Raw genomic sequence first — 18,601 nt, 5'->3', positions numbered from 1 at the left:
AATGTGCTCTCCTGCTTAAGTTAAATTAAAGCATTTGTGAAAGCTATCAGCTACTAGGCAACCAAAAGGCGGAAAACAGCGTTTCTATATCTACAGTCATCCGCCTGAAGTTGTGTATAGCTTGAGGCTTCAGATACAAGTATTTGTTTTTTGGAACTTATGTGCAATTAATTTCTTGTGTTTCATAAGTTTAAAACAAACAACTCGATCTGAAAACTAACAAATGTTGCCTTTCGCTAATAGCTGAGATTACAAAGGCCCGGAAATACCTTGCTTGCGGATCATCAAGAAGTGAAACAGCATGAATACTGCAATCAACCAAGGCAGTACAAATGTGTGTGCGCTGTAGTAACGAGTTAGTGTTGCTTGACCAACACTGGAACCGCCGCGCAGCAGGTCGGAAATCAGAACTCCAATCACAGGAATTGCTTCTGGTACGCCGCTAACGATTTTCACAGCCCAGTAGCCAACTTGATCCCAAGGTAGAGAATAGCCGGTAACTCCGAAGGAAACGGTGATCACAGCTAGGATTACACCACTTACCCAAGTCAATTCGCGGGGCTTTTTGAAACCACCAGTGAGATAAACCCGGAAGACGTGCAAAATCATCATCAACACCATCATGCTGGCAGACCAGCGATGAATGGAGCGAATTAGCCAACCGAAGTTTACTTCAGTCATGATGTACTGGACTGAGGAAAAAGCTTCAGTAACTGTTGGCCTGTAGTAGAACGTCATGGCAAATCCAGTAGCAAACTGGATGAGAAAGCAAACCAAGGTAATTCCACCCAGGCAGTAAAAGATATTGACGTGGGGAGGGACGTATTTGCTAGTAACGTCTTCGGCAAGTGCCTGAATCTCCAGGCGTTCCTCAAACCAGTCGTAAACGTTGGCCATACAATCTCAAGTTCCTAAAAGTCGGTTGCGGTTGATAAATCCCGAAGTTCTGAATCGGCAGAAGCCTTCGCTCAGACTTCTCTCCCAATTAGCAATTTTGGGATTTTAGTAAAGGGGAGTTTTTTTTTGCTTTTCAGCTTTCAGTGTGCTAAGAGACTTCAGAAACTTTACACTCTGTAAAGATGGAATATATTGCGATCTCTTTACGCCCCTACACACAAAATGGTGGACACAAAGTAGATTTTATCCTTTGGTGAGTGGATACGATGCATCAGTTGACTGAACAACTTGATGAGAAAAATGCACCACTTCTATAAAAAAAGTAACATAATCGAGAGATAGATTTCATCAAACAACAGAGGAAGTAGGCATTATCTAGGCAATTTGGGTTGAGGTGGAATTGATAATGGGGTTCATGAATAAACAAGTCTTTCGGGTTGGATTTTCATTGTTAATGGCGGTTTGCTTGGCCTTGGGTACGCTAACTCAGTCATCGCTGGCTTTGACTGGAGAACAAAAGCTGGTTTCGGAAGTTTGGCGAATTGTTAATCGTACTTATCTAGATGAGACATTTAATCATCAAAACTGGGCGGCTGTGCGGCAAAAGGTTCTGGAAAAACCACTGCCAGACTCAAATGCCAGTTATGAGGCAATTGGGAAGATGCTCAAGAGCCTCGACGATCCTTTTACCCGCTTTTTAGATCCAGAACAGTACCGCAGCTTGCAGGTAAATACTTCTGGGGAACTGACTGGGGTAGGATTGCAAATTGCCTTGAATTCTGAGAATGGGAAGTTGGAAGTAGTGGCTCCTATCGCCGGTTCCCCGGCAGATAAAGCGGGGATTCGACCACGCGATCGCATTCTCAAAATTGAAGGTGTTTCCACAGAAAATCTCACCCTTGATGAAGCTGCTACCAGAATGCGCGGGCCGAGTGGCAGCCTTGTGACTCTCGTAATCGAACGGGACGGAGAGGCAGAAACGGAAATTAGACTGACACGCGATCGCATTGCTCTTAACCCTGTGGTTTCAGATTTGCGTGTTTCTGCTGAAGGCACACCCATTGGCTACCTACGTCTTACACAATTTAATGCCAATGCTTCAACGGAATTGGCACACGCTATTTCTAGTCTAGAAAAAAAAGGCGCTGCTGCCTACATTCTAGATTTACGAAATAATCCTGGGGGATTATTGCAATCAGGAATTGAAATTGCCCGTCTCTGGTTAGATTCTGGCACTATTGTTTACACTGTTAACCGACAAGGTATTCAAGGTAGTTTTGAAGCCTTTGGTCCGGCCCTGACGAACGATCCTCTGGTGATTTTGGTGAATCAAGGAACTGCCAGTGCTAGCGAAATTCTCGCTGGCGCACTCCAAGATAACGGCCGCGCCCAGTTGGTAGGCGAAACTACCTTTGGCAAGGGTTTAATTCAATCCTTGTTTGAATTATCAGATGGTTCGGGCTTGGCAGTGACAATTGCTAAGTATGAAACTCCTGAACACCGGGATATTAACAAATTAGGTATTAAGCCGGATAAAGTTATTTCCCAACCAGCCATTAACCGCGAAGAAATTGGTACTGAAGCGGATCTGCAATATCAAGCCGCTGTGGAACTTTTGAAGAAAAACTCAGTGGTAGCGGGGAAAGCTTGAAGAAGGGTACAAGGAGACAAATCAGGTGGAGATTCAGACTCCATCTGATCCCATAAGGAACAAATAAGACTTAAGTTATGCCGATAATGGTAGCTGAATCACAAATTCAGTTCCTTCACCAAGTTGGGAATTCACGGCGATCGCTCCACTATGTTTTTCTACAATGATTTGACGAGCGATCGCAAGTCCTAATCCTGTGCCTTTACCAACAGCTTTCGTTGTAAATAAATGGTCAAATATTTTTTGTTTTACCTCTTCCTCCATACCTTTACCATTATCAGCGATTGTAATTTGAACTAAATTATTTGCTACTGTAGTGGTAATTTTAATGCAGTTCGGATTTGCTTTAATTTCGGCAAAACTTCTGCCAATATTCGATTCCTCTAAGGCATCAATGGCATTTGCTAAGATATTCATAAATACTTGATTTAATTGTCCAGGAAAACACTCAATTTGAGGCAAAGTGCTGTATTGAGTTATCACTTCAATTGCTGGACGTTGCTCGTTAGCTTTGAGACGATGTTTTAAAATTAGAATCGTGCTATCGATGCCTTGGTGAATATTAAACGGTACTTTATAGTCTTTATCGGCACGCGAGAAAGTCCGCAAACTGGTGCTGATATTTTTCAGGCGATCACACGCCATCGACATGGCATCAATCATCTTGGGCAATTCTTCTAAGCTATAATCCAAGTCAATTTCTTCAGCATGGTTTTTAATTTCATCATTTGTGTGGGGTAAACTTTCTTGATAAAGCTTTAAGTGTTCAACAATATCAGTAACAGTAGGTTTAGCTTGTTTGAGACTGGCAGCAATAAAACCGAGAGGATTATTCATTTCGTGAGCAACACCAGCAACTAAGTTCCCTAGTGCAGACATTTTCTCACTTTGCACCATTTGTAATTGGGCGTTTTGCAGTCCGGTGAGCGCTTGTTCTAAGTCAAGTGATTTTTGCTGCAAGGCAAGTTCAGCAACTTTGCGTTCGGCTTCAAGCCGCGCCCTTTCGCTAATATCTCGCATCACAACGACTGCACCGAGTTTATTACCCGAAGAATCGAAGATTGCTTGTCCGCTGGCTAACAAAATTCTCATAGAACCATGCTTCGGTGCAATTACCATTTCGGCATTTTCGACGATTTCTCCCTGCAAGGCGCGAAATAAAGGAATTTCCGTTTTTGATAGGAGTGTTTGACCATCAGGTTGATAGAGATCGAAATGTTCTGCCCATTGTTCTGCTGGTAATGATTCTACTGGTAGACCATGAAATTCACGAGTTGCTTTGTTAAATAGAGTCAATTTGCCACTAGTATCACAAACAACAATCCCATCGGTAATATTGTGAATAATGGCATTCAAGAACTCTCGTTCTTTGGCTAAAGATACTTCAGCCTGTTTCAATTCTTCTAGTGATGCTTGTAATAACTGAGATTTTTCCTGCTCTCTGGCATACAGCCGAGCATTTTCCAGAGAAATTGCGGCTTGGGCACAAAGTAAGTTCAGCAGTTCGACGCGATCGCTTGTAAAGGCTCCGGTTGCCAAATTATTTTCCAAGTACAATACGCCCAGCAATTTACCCTGATGCAAAACTGGGCTGCACAAGATACTCTTGGGTTGCTGTTGCTGAATATACGGGTCATTGAGTAGTTGCGGATGCATCATGGCATCAGTAATTACTGCTGGTTGTAAGTTGCGTTTGACATTATTAATTAAGCCAACTGGCACATCAACAGAGTCTTCAACAGGCTCTGGGTTGAGCAACATCGAGTAAAAATCGACGACGTTGGCAGCCTGTTGGTTCTGGACACCGCTCAGGGAGAGCTGTGCTAAAGCCTGAACTAGCAACCGATCTGACTGCAAAAGCATGAATACACACTTATCGGCTCCTGTATTTTCAATGACAATATGCAGCAAAGCTGAAAGCAGTTTTTCGAGTTCGATTTCCCCAGAAAGGGTTTGGGAAGCTTTGAGAATGGTAGCTAAATCTAAAGCAACAGAGACGCTGCTACTATTGCAAGTGGCGGAACTGGTGGAGGTGACACTCGCCAATGTGAAAATAGTTTCGTTAGTTGAGAGGGGAGAACGGGTTTGCTCTAAGATCGGGGCGAGGAGTTGGGGATAGCGTCGTTCCAAGTCGGCGACTTTGGCTTTAGCGCCCCAACGAGCATAGCCATAATAGGCTTGGGTCATATATGACTGAGCAATCCGCTCTTTGCGCCAATTGAGGTAGAATTTAGCGGCCAGTTCATTAGCAAGTGCTTCTTCTTGGGTATAACCGTGTTCTTTAGCTAGAGTTATGGCGCGATCGTACAAATCTATTGCCTCTGATTTCTGCCCTAACACTCGGTATAGGTCGGCTTCAACTAAATAAAATTTGTGCAGGTAATTTTCTGGAGCATGGTCAGCCCACTTTTTCATTTTTTCCTGATTTTTAGCCACCCGTTGCAGAATGTGTTGCTGTTGTGCCTCACAAACCTGAGAATAGATTGCCAGATGGGCTAGAGAATCATAGGTGTAGCAGAGCGGAATTATAAATAAGCCTGTAGCACCACCTATATAGTTTTCAGCAGCGATCGCAGCTGACACCGCCAACTCAAACTTGCCAAACATATAACACAGACCAAGTTGGTTGGCATAGAAATAATACAGCGCAGTCTGATCGCCCGATCGCTGGAGGGCTGGCACAATTTCCTCGCGATTAAAGGCATTTCCAGTCAGTTGCCAAGGTTCAGCAGAATCGCCAAGCATATTCAAAATTGGTTGCTGAAAAACGGTCAGATGGCTGGTAAGACCTTCTTGGTTGAGCTGCCCAAGCTGATTTCGGAAGGCAGCACTCTCTCGGCTGAGATCGCTTAATTCTTTGCCCAGAAACCAACAGTATGAGATGTAAATGAATCCGCAAATAGCAGCCGATTCTAAATCTCCCGTTTCCAATCCAACTTCGTAGCCTTCCCGAAGAAACGGTAAGGAGTTCTTGAGCGGCTCTTTCCAATGCCACACGCAACAGTAAATTCCGACATAGACTCTGGATTTCAGTTCTTTGGCATTGAAATGTTCCAGCAACAAGTGTGCTAGTTGTGCAAACTCATACCCAAAGTCAATCTCTCCTGTCATCCCACAAAGTATCATTCCATAGTAGCCATAGCCAATTGCCGAAAATGAACTATTGCCATATTGAACGGATAAATTGACCTGTTCGAGAACAATAAACGGTAAGAGCGCTGGAGTGACAACAAAAGCAGCAGAAGTGACAGTGGCAAGAATCCGTACAACTGCTAATTTGTTAGGATCTGTCATTTGGGGCAAATTGATTAAATCTAGCGGTTGCCTTCCAGCCAAGATGGATTTAGTCGTCTCAAATGCTTTGGCAATATCTGATTGACTGGGTTGCTTTGGAAGGCTGTTTCCTAAACGCTCCACACTCTTGAGAGCAATCTCTACTGCTTCTATAAATTGATGTTGGGCTTGAGCTGCTTGAATTTGAACTTCATAGACCTTAATCGTATCCAACAAGTTTCTAGAGTGTTCTGTAATGATTGCCGCCAATTGTGTCATCCGCTCAAAGTTGCCGCTCAGGTAAGCGGCTTCAGTGGCGGCTTCATAGAGGGCTAAGGTTAACTCATACTGCGTTTGCCACATATCTTCAGTTAACAAGGCGATGCCCGTAGTGGAATACTCAAATGCGGCTGTATAGGCAGTTGCGGCTCTGGCTTTTTGTCCAGCTTTCAGATTGAGTTGGGCGAGTTCTATTTGCTTAGATAAATCGACAATTAGGGATTTGCCGATATTAAGTTGGTTAACGATTTCAAATAATTTTTCGTCTTGTTTGGCAACAGGGGTATGAGTCAGTAATAGTTGCCCAATTTTTAGGTGAGCGATCTGTTTTTGTTCGCCTGGAATCAGGAAATAAGCAGCTTGCTGAACGCGATCGTGCAAGAATTTGTAAACCGTCATTTGTCCTTTGTCATTTGTCATTTGCAAATGACCAATCACTAATGAGGAATCCTGATAAAACTTGTAAATTTCATTGGTAGGAATGATAAATCCTTCTTGCAATGCTTTCCACAAGTCTGAAGCGGTTTCTGCCTGCGACTTTTCATAAACGATCGCTAACGTCGCCAAATCGAACTGGTTGCCGATACAGGCTGCCAGTTTTAAAACATTTTGAGTGTTTGGTGGCAATTTTTGAAGTTGTTGTGCCATAAATTCCACCACATCATCAGTCAGAGCAAGCAATCGCACTTGTGCTATATCACACTGCCAAAAACCTGCTTCCCAATTAAAGGTAATCAGCCCATCCTCATGTAGCGCTTTCAAAAACTGAGTTGTGAAAAAGGGATTGCCTTTGGCTTTTTGATCGACTAACTCTGTTAACGGTAATGCCTGTGCCGTCGTACAACTGAGAGAGTCGGCGATTAAATGGTTGACATCTGCTTGACTCAAGGGAGCTAGGCTCAAGGTTTTGATGCCAGAAGAAGTTTTTTCAATTTCATCTAGCGTCAACATCAGTGGATGAGCTGCAAACACCTCGTTGTTACGGTATGCGCCAATAATAAATAGATGGCTGCAATCGCTCTGAGCCATCAACAGCTTCAGCAAATTCAGCGATGCCGAATCTGCCCACTGCAAGTCATCCAGAAATATTACCAACGGATGCTCTCTGGTCGCGAACACCTGAATGAACTTTTGGAACAGCAGATTGAAACGGTGTTGTGCGGCACCGCCCGATAGTTCAGCGATCGCAGGCTGTTTGCCGATCAACTGCTCCAGTTCAGGAATCACTTCGATCAGAAGTTGTCCGTTCTCTCCAACTGCCGCTAAAATCTTACTTTGCCATTGCTCCAGTTGAGTATCGCTTTCCCTTAGCAACTGTCCCATCAGATCGCGAAAGGCTTGTACAAAAGCAGACAGAGGAATGTTGCGGTTGAACTGGTCGTATTTTCCTTTGATGAAGTAGCCGTTCCAGCGCACAATCGGTTTATGCACTTCATTGACGACTGCGGTTTTGCCAATACCAGAAAAACCTGCCACTAGCATCAGTTGAGAGCCACCATTGGCCACATAACCAAATGCTTCTAATAAGGTCTTTACCTCCGATTCCCGCCCGTAGAGTTTTTCGGGTATGAGAAAGCGATCGCTGATATCGCGCTGTCCTAAATCAAACCAGGTGTGTTTGCCTGTTTCTCGCCACTGTTCTAAGCAGGTAACAAGGTCATGTTTAAGTCCTAGCGCACTTTGATAGCGGTCTTCGGCGTTTTTCGCCATCAGTTTGCGGACAATTTCGCCCAGCATCAAGGGCAATTCGGGGTTGAAATCGCAGAGAGAGGGCGGAAGTTTCGCAATGTGGCAATGCACCAACTCCATCGGTTCATGGGACTCAAAGGGCAATTTTCCACTTAGTAGTTCAAAGAAAGTCACACCTAAAGAATAGAAGTCACTGCGGTAGTCAATGCCTCTGTTCATCCGTCCGGTTTGTTCTGGCGACAGATAGGCTAGCGTTCCCTCTAGTCCATTGAGGCTTTGGATTTCTTGGGTTTCTCGTGGTAAGAGCGAGGCAATACTAAAGTCAATCAGCTTGATTTGTTTCGTGTCAGGGTGAATCAAGATGTTGACTGGCTTGATGTCTTTGTGAATGACGCGCTGTTGATGTAACTGATGTAAAGTGTCTAGTAGTTGCAGAGCAATGGGTAGGAATTGCTCTAATGTCAGTGTTTTTCCTTGAGTAAATTGCCGCAGGGAAACACCACCAAAGTCTTCCATGACTAGAGCATAGCCATTATGATGGGATTCCAGGCTGTAGGGTTTGATAATGCTGGGAATATTTAGGTTTTTAGCGATCGCATATTGGTTGCGAAACTGTACTAATTCGCTAAAAGTTGGGTATTCTCGTTTTAAGAGCTTGATGACAACTGGTAGGCGATGCCTGCGGCGGGCTGCGCCTACGCATTCTCTAACTGCCCGATACACTTGAGTGCGAGAACCTGAATAAAGTTGCTCGATAATTTGGTAGCCAGCAATCCTTAAAGTTCCATCAACTTTTGCGCTCATAAGTTTTTACGAGAATTTCTTTATACTAGTGTTATAATTCCCACTACCATAAATTGGGTAACAACCATTAGAAAAGTTACATTCGGTATGGGGCACTGGAGGCAAAGAATAGGAATGCAAAGCACCTTCATGTAGAAGATATGTCCATCGCTTTTTGATGATTTACCAAAGTAGCATCAGAACTCTGTCAAGGAGTTTTTGATCGTTGCGTAAGTCTTGTTAAAAATCAAATAGGTTTCCTAATTTTTACTATTTGAATTTAGATTTAATTGGGTGGTAATTCTAAACTCATTTCACCCAACAACCCCTTGCGAAAATCTGTTAAAAGTTGCCTTGCTGCTCGCTCTACATCACCTTTGTAACGATGCTCTGCTAAGGCCTGTAAATAGGTATCTCCAGTGTCTGATGTTGAATCGAGTTGGTAGCGAGACTGTAATGGTTTTTTTGGTAATAAATCTCCTGTGACAGCTTCTAAATAGTTGAGTAAATCCACTAAGGCTGCTGCTACTAGTTGGTTATCGTAAGATGCTTCACCGATATCATCACAAATAGCTAATTTCAAGGCTGCGTCTTGGTCTTCTAATCTTAAAGGGATGACACCAGGAGCATCAAGCAATTCTAAATGTTCAGAAATTCGCACCCAGCGTAGTTGGCGAGTTACCCCAGGACGAGCTGCACTTTCCACGACTCGCTTTCCTAACAGGCGGTTAATTAAAGCTGATTTACCGACATTGGGAAAACCAATCACCACAGCCCGCACTGGACGGGGTAACATCCCGCGATCGCTTCTTCTTTGATTGAGTTCTATCCCAGCGGCTTGCGCTGCCCGCGCTACTTCTGCTATACCTTTACCATGTTGAGCGTTGGTAAAATAAGGGACTTCTCCTTGACGTTTAAACCAATCGATCCAGAGCGATCGCATTTGTGGCGTAATCATATCTACTCGGTTAAGTATCAACACTCGTTTTTTACCTTCTACCCACTCACCTATTTGGGGATGGTGAGTTGCTAAGGGAATCCGAGCATCTCGTACCTCAAACACCACATCTACGCGCTTCAACTGTTCTTTGAGCTTCTTTTCAGCTTTCGCAATGTGACCTGGATACCATTGAATCAGGTTTAATCTATAGTTTTGAGTTATAGCCATTTATCCTTTGTCCTTTGTTATTTGTTATTTGTCCTTTGTTATTTGTCCTTTGTCCTTTGCAAATGACCAATGACAAATGACTAATGACTCCCTCAAGCAGGTTGATGTAAAATCAGACGATTGCCATCAGGATCATAAGCATATATTTCTCTGCCGTGGTCAGCAATGGAAATATTTCCTAGTGGAGGATAGCCCAAAGTAGTTAGGTAAGCGATCGCATCTTCTAAGTTACTCACCTCTAAACACAAACTGATCTTACTTTTGGCGTTCGATTCAAATTCTGATTCGTTTGTGTTTTTTGGTTTAAAAATACCTAATCGCATACTAACTAAATTAAACTCAGCATAGACACTCGGAATCAAAGGAACTGGCTTTTGCTCCAGCAATTTGGTATAGAAATTCACTAACTTCTCAAAATTAACCGATGCTATGGTGACAAATGCGTTAGTGTACTGAAAAACCATATAAGCTTTAAGTTATTTGATTTTTTTTGTAGAAGAAGTGCGATCGCCAATCAAGAAAGACTCTCACTTTTCTAAAGTTTTTACACTCAGTACTTGCGGCGGTGTCGAATCTGGTGGATAAATCACATCTACCTGTACTATTCGCTGAGTTGAAGGTGGAAGTACAAGCTGTACCATTGGTTCTAACACCTGACCAGTTCTGTGCCATAGATGTATGTAGCGCGTCTTTTGTTGACCTTGGTCATCAAAGTAGCGTAGCCGCACTGTACCACGAAAAAAAGGAAAATCTAAGGATGGTTTGCGAAAACGTAGACCACCTTGGGATAATTTATCTTCCTTCAAAGGTGTTTCTAAAGTAACAGTCACGGTCTGGTTTTGGTTGGTATTGTTGCTTAAAGGTAAGGTGAGTTTATATTCCACTCCATAATTGCCATGTGCTTCATAAGCCGTATCTGGATAACGTACCAGCATTTTAGCTGTTTGGATTTGTTGAGTGCCCAATCGACCACTAAGCAATGTGTCTAAACCATAAGAAATAGCTTTGCCAGGTTGGGGAATAGTCAGATATTTGGTTTGGGGATTATCTACCAACTTTGCTTGCCATTGGGAACCACTAGACACACCAGCTACACGCCCATAGATGAGTGCGCCACTGGTAGCATTTAGAGGAGTCGGGGTTTTATCTCGCGGCCCAGCAAAGTTGCCGGTATTTAGTAAAGCTTGCCATTCTGCAAGAGTGGGTTGGCGTTCTGTATTATCAGAATTTTTCTTGGCAAACATTGCTAAACTTGCCGCATAAACTCGATCGCTACTACGCAAGCGCATAAAGCTAGAGCGACCATTCACCGGTTTTTCTAGATTTCGTACAGGAATCGGATGATTTAACAACATCCGGCTTTGTCCTGGCGGAATTATCAGCTTTGCGGGAAAATCTGCTTGTCGAACACCTTGGAATACATCACCAACAGCGCGATCGCCTGGGCCTGAGTAAGCCTTACCATCGTTATTTTCTATGTAGGGGGGTAAGGTGACAAAGGGCGCATCCTGCATCAAATAACTCGCGGCTTGTAACACGTCTACTGTTACAGGTTTTTTACCAGGGTTCTGCACAATCACACCCAGGTATAGCGTTTGTAAATCCTTGGGAGTGTGGCTGTAGTGGTGGGCGAATAAGTCAAAGCGTCCCTGAAAAGGAAAATTGAGATGCGCTGCTGAAACTTTTTTACCGTTTGGAGGAAAGGTAGAAAGTAAAATACCTTCAGTTTTAATCCATTCTGGGCTATTGCTGTTAAAAACGGGTATTTTATCCAACTTGCCTGGTAAGGCTCGAACTTCTCCTGGTTGCACAATTACTTGGGGCGCTGGCTTTGGTGATGTTTGAGCGATCGCAGAATTATATTTTTGAGTTGTGCATCCAAAGGTTTGAGTTATGCCAAGTCCTAATAGAAGTGTAAATACAGGTGATGGGAATTTAGCCAGCATAAATTTGAGCGTCAAGAAAGCTGTGGTATCAAAGATCAGAAGTTATTACTACAAGTTCCTTGAAGGGGATTTCTGAGAATGCGTAGGCATAGCCTGCACTTCGGCTGCGCTCAGTGATCAGCGCAGGCATCGCTATTAGATTTTAAGTGTAGTTCCAGTGAGGATGTTTGAGAAGTCGGGCAGGTTTGCGATCGCAAGAAGCTAAAAGTACAAATTACAAACTCCGAATTAGAAAGTCACCACACTGCGAATTGATTCACCTTTATGCATCAATTCAAAAGCATCATTAATTTGCTCAATGGGCATTACATGGGTAATTAAATCATCAATATTTATCTTACCTTCCATATACCAATCAACAATTTTTGGCACATCTGTACGCCCTCTAGCGCCACCGAAGGCCGAACCTTTCCAAACTCGCCCAGTTACTAGTTGAAAAGGACGAGTGCTGATCTCCTGTCCAGCACCAGCAACACCAATAATCACGCTCACTCCCCAACCTTTGTGGCAGCATTCTAATGCTTGACGCATCAATTTAACATTCCCAATACATTCAAAGCTGTAATCAGCACCGCCTTTTGTTAAATCAACCAAATAGGGAACTAAATCACCTTCTACTTCTTGAGGATTGACAAAGTGCGTCATACCAAACTTTTCTGCCAAGGCGCGTTTGTTGGGATTAATATCCACCCCGACAATCATATTCGCCCCTACCATCCGCGCTCCTTGGATGACATTTAAGCCAATACCACCCAAACCAAAAACTACAACATTTGCTCCAGGTTCCACCTTGGCAGTATTGATAACTGCACCAATACCAGTAGTAACACCGCAGCCAATGTAACAAACTTTATCAAAGGGGGCGTCTTCCCGAATTTTTGCCAAGGCGATTTCTGGCAGCACCGTATAGTTAGCAAAAGTGGATGTACCCATGTAATGATGAATCATTTGCCCATCGATACTAAAGCGACTGGTGCCATCGGGCATCACACCGCGTCCTTGAGTTAGGCGAATGGCTTGACAGAGATTAGTTTTGAAACTCAGACAATATTCGCACTGGCGACATTCGGGAGTGTAGAGGGGAATCACATGATCTCCTGGCTTGAGACTGGTGACACCAGCGCCTACTTCCACCACCACACCAGCACCTTCATGTCCCAAAATAGCCGGAAACAAACCTTCTGGATCGTCACCAGATAAGGTAAAAGCGTCGGTATGACAAACCCCGCTTGCTTTCACTTCAACTAACACTTCGCCGACTTGTGGTCCCGATAGTCGAACGGTTTCAATCGTCAACGGCTTACCTGCGCTGTAAGCTACTGCTGCTTTAACTTGCAATGTCAGCGCTCCTGTATAGTTTTGTCATTTGTCATTTGTCATTAGGCATTGGGATTAGGAGAGAGGTGACAGGTGATAGGGAATAATTTGTACCCTGTACTCTATTCTCTTTTTTACTCCCCAGTTTCCTCACAGGCATTGAACGCATGATAAACTTTTGTATTACTTCATTGTATTTACTAAGCACAATCGCGGCTATAACGATAAATTTTATTACCTTTGTCAAAATATCATTCTCTAGCTAGATTGGTTAAAGGCGGCAACAGCTGTTTTGGCAACGATGTAAACTGGATGTCAGCAGCAAACCCCAAATAATTTGTCCACCCCTCAATTAATATATTTTGTTACAGCTTATGAACCCTGCCCTAACTCAAATTGGCGCTCAAATGTCCAACCTGACTGGCGTCAGAGCAATCATGAAGGATATTATCGAAACATTACGAGCGGGTGCAGGGCAGCAGTTTATTAATTTGAGTGCTGGTAATCCGTTGATTTTGCCAGAGGTAGAGCAATTATGGCGGGATTGTACTGCACAACTTTTGGCTAGCCCAGAATATGGTGAGGTAGTTTGTCGCTACGGTTCAAGTCAGGGCTATGCACCATTTGTTGAAGCGATCGCTAATGATTTTAACAACCGCTACGGGTTAAATTTGAGCGATCGCAATATCCTGATCACCCCCGGTAGTCAAACCCTCTACTTCTACGCTGCCAATACCTTCGGTGGCTACACCCCTAGCGGCGAGTTAAAACAAATCGTTTTACCCCTCAGCCCTGACTACACAGGTTATGGCGGTATCTGCTTAGTTCCAAAAGCCTTAACTGCTTACAAACCAACTCTCGATATTGATGCAGCTGCCCACCGATTTAAATATCGCCCCGACTTTAGTAAACTTACAATTACAGAAAATACTGGTTGTGTCCTCTTCTCTCGCCCCTGTAATCCTACTGGTAACGTCCTCACCGATGATGAGGTGAAAAAAATTGCTGCCCTAGCTGCGCCTTACAATCTACCCGTGTTAATTGACTCGGCTTATGCGCCTCCCTTCCCAGCATTAAACTTTACCGAAATGACACCAGTGTTTGGTGATAACATTCTCCACTGCATGAGTTTATCGAAAGCTGGATTACCAGGAGAAAGAATTGGTATTGCCATAGGGGATGAAAAGTGGATTGAAGTGCTGGAGTGTTTTCAGGCAAACATGAGTCTCCATTCTTCACGTTACGGACAAGCGATCGCAGCTTATGCAATCAATTCTGGCGCTTTAGTAGAAATTTCTCACACTGTCATCCGTCCTTTTTACCAAAATAAGTTTACCGTTTTAGAAACCAGCTTAGAAGAGGCGATGCCCAAGGATTTACCTTGGTATCTCCATCGCGGTGAAGGAGCAATTTTTGCGTGGTTGTGGCTACAGGATTTACCCATGAGTGACTGGGAATTTTACCAGCTAGTTAAGCAAGTAGGTGTGATTATTGTCCCTGGAAGTACCTTCTTCCCCGGTTTAGAAGAAGAATGGGCGCACAAACACCAATGTTTCCGCATCAGCCTCACAGGTACAGATGAAGAGATAGCCACTGCTATGCAACGTTTAGCAAAAGTAGCTGAAGAAGCTTATAAAGGTGCGGCGGTGACTGCCTAGTGTTGAGTGTTGAGTGCTGAGTGCTGAGTGCTGAGTGGGGAGATGAGTGAGACAAGGGAGACAAGCGAGAAATTAAGTAATGCCCAATTCCCAATGCCCAATGACAAATGACAAATGACAAATCAGATAATTGGCTAGAAATTGGTAAGATAGTTGCCCCACAAGGATTATCTGGAGAATTACGGGTTTATCCTGTATCAGACTTTCCCGAAAGATTTGAGGTACCAGGAAAACGTTGGTTGTTGTGTTCAGGTGACACAGAACCGCAACCAATCGAATTATTAACAGGACGTTATATCAGTAACAAAAACTTGTATGTCATCAAATTAGCTGGTGTGGAAAATTGCGATCAGGCGGAGGCGTTGCGTGGTTGTAAGTTAATGGTGCCAGCAAGCGATCGCCCCCAATTAGGCCAAGATGAATATCATGTCCTCGATTTAATTGGCTTGGAAGTCTTCATGCAAGCATCTGGTGAACTCGTTGGTACAGTGGTAGACATCATCCCGGCTGGCAATGATTTGTTAGAAGTGAAATTACACCCATCTTTTGCCACTGACAAAGGACAAATGACAAATGACAAAAAACAAAAGACTGTTTTGATTCCATTTGTGGAAGCGATCGCTCCAGTGGTAGACTTACAATCTGGTCGTATTGAAATTACGCCGCCATCTGGATTATTGGAAATTAATAATTAGAAAGTTTAGACATACTTACAAAAATCTTTCAATGATGATTTCGTCTATATATGTCCTGTTAATTTTGGCTTGTCTTTTGGCTGTACCAATGATGTAAAAACCTTGGTCAAGGTAAGTAGCTAGCGCCGCCATATTATCTGCACGGATAAAAGTGAATAGTTTCTCATATCCTCGCTGACGGGCAACCTCAAACGTAGCATTAAATAAACTTGTAGCAACTTTTTGTCGTCGATGTGACAAAGCTACATAAGTTCCTAGCACTCCCACATGATCGAAAGCATGGGTGTAAGTAGCAAATGGTTCCATACTTTGAAATCCCACAATCTTTTGTTCATGACCACAGATAGCTACGTGGAATACTCCACGCACTGGAAAGTTTAAAATATATTCGCGTTCAGCTTCTACAGTGAATGGGGTATCAAACGCTGTGTATACTCCAGCTTCAATGATTGGGTTCAAAATGCTGATAATAGCTTCAGCATCGTTAAGTTCAACTTGCCGAACCGATAAATCCACGTTCGATTGCCTTTTAACACTAAGGAGTATTTTATTCACAAAGACTGGAAAAATTCATCATGAGTTAGATGGCTATTATTGTGAAAATAAGTAAAATTACATACTGAATCAAACCGCCAAAATCCTTGTGTAATGGAGCGTCGAAATGACATTAGCCAGTCCTCCACAAACAAAGCCTTTAACAGATGAAGAATTACGGAAGATCAACGCCTATTGGCGTGCAGCTAACTATCTTTCCGTTGGGCAGATATATTTACTCGACAATCCGCTACTGAGAGAACCGCTAAAGCTGGAACACGTTAAACCCAGGCTTTTAGGCCACTGGGGAACAACACCAGGGCTGAACTTTATCTATGCTCACCTGAATCGGGTCATCAAAAAATATGACCTCAACACAATCTACATTGCTGGCCCTGGTCATGGTGGTCCTGGACTAGTAGCCAACACCTACCTAGAAGGCACTTACACCAAGTATTATCACAACATCTCCCAGGATGCTGAAGGAATCCAGAAACTCTTCAAACAGTTCTCTTTCCCTGGTGGTATTCCCAGTCACGTTGCACCGGAAACCCCTGGTTCGATCCACGAAGGTGGGGAACTAGGTTATGCCCTCGTCCACGCTTTCGGTGCTGCCTTTGATAACCCTGACTTAATTGTTGCTGCTGTTGTCGGTGACGGCGAAGCCGAAACAGGTGCTTTAGCGACTAGCTGGCATTCCAACAAGTTTCTTAACCCTGTACATGATGGGGCTGTACTTCCAATTCTGCACCTGAATGGATATAAAATTGCTAATCCAACAGTATTGGCAAGGATCAGCCATGAGGAATTAGAAAGCTTATTTGTCGGCTACGGCTACAAGCCATACTTTGTTGAAGGTGACGATCCCGCAGATGTACACCAGCAGATGGCGGCGACTCTAGATATAGCGATCGCCCAAATTCAAAGTATCCAAAGAGAAGCCCGCGTACATGGTTTCACTGAACGTCCGCAGTGGCCAATGATTGTTTTGAAAACCCCCAAAGGTTGGACAGGGCCAAAGGAAGTTGATGGCAAAAAAACAGAAGGTTTTTGGCGATCGCACCAAGTTCCCTTCGGCAACATCGCCAAACAGCCAGAACATCTGAAACTCCTAGAAGATTGGATGAAGAGTTACAAACCAGAAGAACTCTTCGACGCTAACGGCACACTAATTCCCGAACTAGCAGAACTAGCTCCCAAAGGTCATCGACGCATGGGTGACAATCCCCACGCTAACGGCGGTCTTTTGCTATGCGACCTGAAGATGCCGGACTTTCAAAAGTATGCTGTAGATGTTCTCAAGCCAGGGCAAGAGATCGCAGAAGCTACCCAAGTTGCCGGAAAATTCCTGCGGGATATTATGCAACTTAACCAAGAAAGCCGCAACTTCCGCATCGTTGGTCCCGACGAGACGGTATCAAATCGTTTAGGCGGTGTGTTGGAAGTCACAGACCGGAATTGGGCAGCCCAGATCCTCCCGGAAGATGACCACCTTTCCCCCGATGGTCGGGTAATGGAAATTCTCAGCGAAACTAATTGTCAGGGATGGTTAGAAGGCTACCTCCTCACAGGACGCCACGGGTTCTTCTCCTGCTACGAGGCATTTATCCACATCATTGACTCAATGTTCAACCAGCACGCCAAATGGTTGAAAACGACTAGAGATATTCCCTGGCGCAAACCAATTGCTTCCCTCAATTATCTACTTACCTCTCACGTTTGGCGACAAGACCACAACGGTTTCTCTCACCAAGACCCCGGTTTTATTGACCATGTAATCAACAAAAAAGCAGAAATCGTTCGCGTGTATTTGCCCCCCGATGCCAACACTCTGCTATCGGTAACTGACCATTGTTTAAGAAGCCGCAACTATGTCAACGTCATCGTTGCCGGAAAGCAACCAGCATTGCAATACCTAAATATGGATGCTGCTATCAAGCACTGCACCAAAGGCATCGGTATTTGGGAATGGGCAAGTAACGACCAAGACGGTGAACCAGATGTAGTGATGGCTTGTGCTGGGGATATTCCCACCTTAGAAACTTTAGCGGCTGTGGACATTCTGCGTCAGCATTTCCCTGAGTTAAAGGTGCGGGTAGTGAACGTAGTTGATTTGATGACACTACAGCCAAAAAGCGAACATCCGCACGGTTTGAGCGAAAAAGACTTTGACACGATTTTCACCACCGATAAACACATTATCTTTGCCTTTCATGGCTATCCTTGGTTGATTCATCGCTTAACCTATCGCCACACTAATCACGATCAGTTGCATGTGCGTGGCTACAAAGAAGAAGGAACCACCACCACTCCCTTTGATATGGTTGTACTTAACGAGCTAGATCGCTTCCATCTAGTGATGGACGTAATTGATCGCGTACCAAAACTAGGGTATAGGGCAGCTTATGTCAAACAGCAGTTGCAAGATAAGCTGATCGAACACAAACATTACATTGAGAAGTACGGCGACGATATGCCGGAAATTCGTGATTGGAAGTGGCCCTATTAAAAGGGAATGAGGATACAGAGGCTTTAATTCCGGTTCCCCCTTTTTTAAGGGGGGTTAGGGGGGATCAACAAGTGCCTAAAATCACAGCTAACTACTTTTCAAACAACTACAGTACTAAGTATATTTGCAAAAGTGAGACACCCGCCTCAATACTTCTCGGGTTTTGGGGAAAAGGGGAAAGGGAAAAGGGAAAGAAAAAACC

Annotated in this window: 12 protein-coding genes; 5 read left to right on the top strand and 7 right to left on the bottom strand. The window is 43.9% G+C overall.

Annotated features, from left to right (window positions below):
- Nucleotides 1-249: 249 nt before the first annotated feature.
- Nucleotides 250-897 carry a cytochrome b6 gene (petB, locus tag RMY16_RS15415; RefSeq protein ID WP_322737140.1) on the bottom strand — a complete coding sequence of 216 codons (648 nt, stop codon included), beginning with the start codon at nucleotides 895-897 and terminating at the stop codon, nucleotides 250-252.
- Between the two features lie 406 nt (nucleotides 898-1,303).
- Here petB and ctpA point away from each other — a divergent pair, with 406 nt between their 5' ends.
- Entirely contained in the window at nucleotides 1,304-2,548 is a 1,245-nt protein-coding gene (gene ctpA, locus RMY16_RS15410; protein WP_322737138.1) for a carboxyl-terminal processing protease CtpA, read from the top strand.
- Between the two features lie 75 nt (nucleotides 2,549-2,623).
- On the opposite strand, the gene RMY16_RS15405 is transcribed toward ctpA, so the two are convergent.
- The 5 genes from RMY16_RS15405 to RMY16_RS15385 all read right to left on the bottom strand — a co-directional run bounded on the left by RMY16_RS15405 (nucleotide 2,624) and on the right by RMY16_RS15385 (nucleotide 13,024).
- On the bottom strand, nucleotides 2,624-8,593 hold the full coding sequence (locus RMY16_RS15405; RefSeq protein ID WP_322737136.1) for an AAA family ATPase: 5,970 nt from the start codon (nucleotides 8,591-8,593) through the stop codon (nucleotides 2,624-2,626).
- A gap of 265 nt (nucleotides 8,594-8,858) precedes the next feature.
- Nucleotides 8,859-9,740, bottom strand: a complete 882-nt coding sequence (ylqF, locus tag RMY16_RS15400) for a ribosome biogenesis GTPase YlqF (protein WP_322737132.1) — start codon at nucleotides 9,738-9,740, stop codon at nucleotides 8,859-8,861.
- A gap of 92 nt (nucleotides 9,741-9,832) precedes the next feature.
- Entirely contained in the window at nucleotides 9,833-10,204 is a 372-nt protein-coding gene (locus RMY16_RS15395; protein WP_322737130.1) for a VOC family protein, read from the bottom strand.
- A gap of 63 nt (nucleotides 10,205-10,267) precedes the next feature.
- On the bottom strand, nucleotides 10,268-11,686 hold the full coding sequence (locus RMY16_RS15390; protein WP_322737129.1) for a DUF3370 domain-containing protein: 1,419 nt from the start codon (nucleotides 11,684-11,686) through the stop codon (nucleotides 10,268-10,270).
- A 228-nt stretch (nucleotides 11,687-11,914) separates the two neighbouring features.
- Nucleotides 11,915-13,024, bottom strand: coding sequence for an S-(hydroxymethyl)glutathione dehydrogenase/class III alcohol dehydrogenase (locus RMY16_RS15385; RefSeq protein WP_322737126.1), 1,110 nt, complete (start codon nucleotides 13,022-13,024; stop codon nucleotides 11,915-11,917).
- A 353-nt stretch (nucleotides 13,025-13,377) separates the two neighbouring features.
- On the opposite strand from RMY16_RS15385, the gene RMY16_RS15380 reads away from it, so the two are divergent.
- Both RMY16_RS15380 and rimM read left to right on the top strand, forming a co-directional pair.
- Nucleotides 13,378-14,661, top strand: coding sequence for a valine--pyruvate transaminase (locus RMY16_RS15380; protein ID WP_322737124.1), 1,284 nt, complete (start codon nucleotides 13,378-13,380; stop codon nucleotides 14,659-14,661).
- A gap of 107 nt (nucleotides 14,662-14,768) precedes the next feature.
- Nucleotides 14,769-15,356, top strand: a complete 588-nt coding sequence (gene rimM, locus RMY16_RS15375) for a ribosome maturation factor RimM (protein WP_322737122.1) — start codon at nucleotides 14,769-14,771, stop codon at nucleotides 15,354-15,356.
- A 15-nt stretch (nucleotides 15,357-15,371) separates the two neighbouring features.
- Here rimM and RMY16_RS15370 read toward each other — a convergent pair whose 3' ends face one another.
- Complete coding sequence (locus RMY16_RS15370) at nucleotides 15,372-15,872, bottom strand: GNAT family N-acetyltransferase (RefSeq protein WP_322737121.1); 501 nt, start codon at nucleotides 15,870-15,872, stop codon at nucleotides 15,372-15,374.
- A 145-nt stretch (nucleotides 15,873-16,017) separates the two neighbouring features.
- Here RMY16_RS15370 and RMY16_RS15365 point away from each other — a divergent pair, with 145 nt between their 5' ends.
- Nucleotides 16,018-18,399: a phosphoketolase family protein gene (locus RMY16_RS15365; protein WP_322737119.1), complete on the top strand. Its 2,382-nt coding sequence runs from the start codon at nucleotides 16,018-16,020 to the stop codon at nucleotides 18,397-18,399.
- Nucleotides 18,381-18,601: hypothetical protein (locus tag RMY16_RS15360; RefSeq protein ID WP_322737118.1), on the top strand; the 221-nt coding region annotated here is incomplete at its 3' end. The genes RMY16_RS15365 and RMY16_RS15360, both read left to right, overlap by 19 nt.

The sequence above is a fragment of the Nostoc sp. DedQUE12b genome (assembly GCF_034530835.1).
GTDB lineage: Bacteria > Cyanobacteriota > Cyanobacteriia > Cyanobacteriales > Nostocaceae > Nostoc.
Note: the sequence above shows the minus strand (reverse complement) of the source record. Positions and strands in the feature narration are given on the sequence as shown.

Excerpts from the sequence above, each read along its gene's own strand:
- petB (WP_322737140.1), bottom strand. The coding sequence starts at position 897 with ATGGCCAACGTTTACGACTGGTTTGAGGAACGCCTGGAGATTCAGGCA.
- ctpA (WP_322737138.1), top strand. The coding sequence starts at position 1,304 with ATGGGGTTCATGAATAAACAAGTCTTTCGGGTTGGATTTTCATTGTTA.
- RMY16_RS15405 (WP_322737136.1), bottom strand. The coding sequence starts at position 8,593 with ATGAGCGCAAAAGTTGATGGAACTTTAAGGATTGCTGGCTACCAAATT.
- ylqF (WP_322737132.1), bottom strand. The coding sequence starts at position 9,740 with ATGGCTATAACTCAAAACTATAGATTAAACCTGATTCAATGGTATCCA.
- RMY16_RS15395 (WP_322737130.1), bottom strand. The coding sequence starts at position 10,204 with ATGGTTTTTCAGTACACTAACGCATTTGTCACCATAGCATCGGTTAAT.
- RMY16_RS15390 (WP_322737129.1), bottom strand. The coding sequence starts at position 11,686 with ATGCTGGCTAAATTCCCATCACCTGTATTTACACTTCTATTAGGACTT.
- RMY16_RS15380 (WP_322737124.1), top strand. The coding sequence starts at position 13,378 with ATGAACCCTGCCCTAACTCAAATTGGCGCTCAAATGTCCAACCTGACT.
- rimM (WP_322737122.1), top strand. The coding sequence starts at position 14,769 with ATGACAAATGACAAATCAGATAATTGGCTAGAAATTGGTAAGATAGTT.
- RMY16_RS15365 (WP_322737119.1), top strand. The coding sequence starts at position 16,018 with ATGACATTAGCCAGTCCTCCACAAACAAAGCCTTTAACAGATGAAGAA.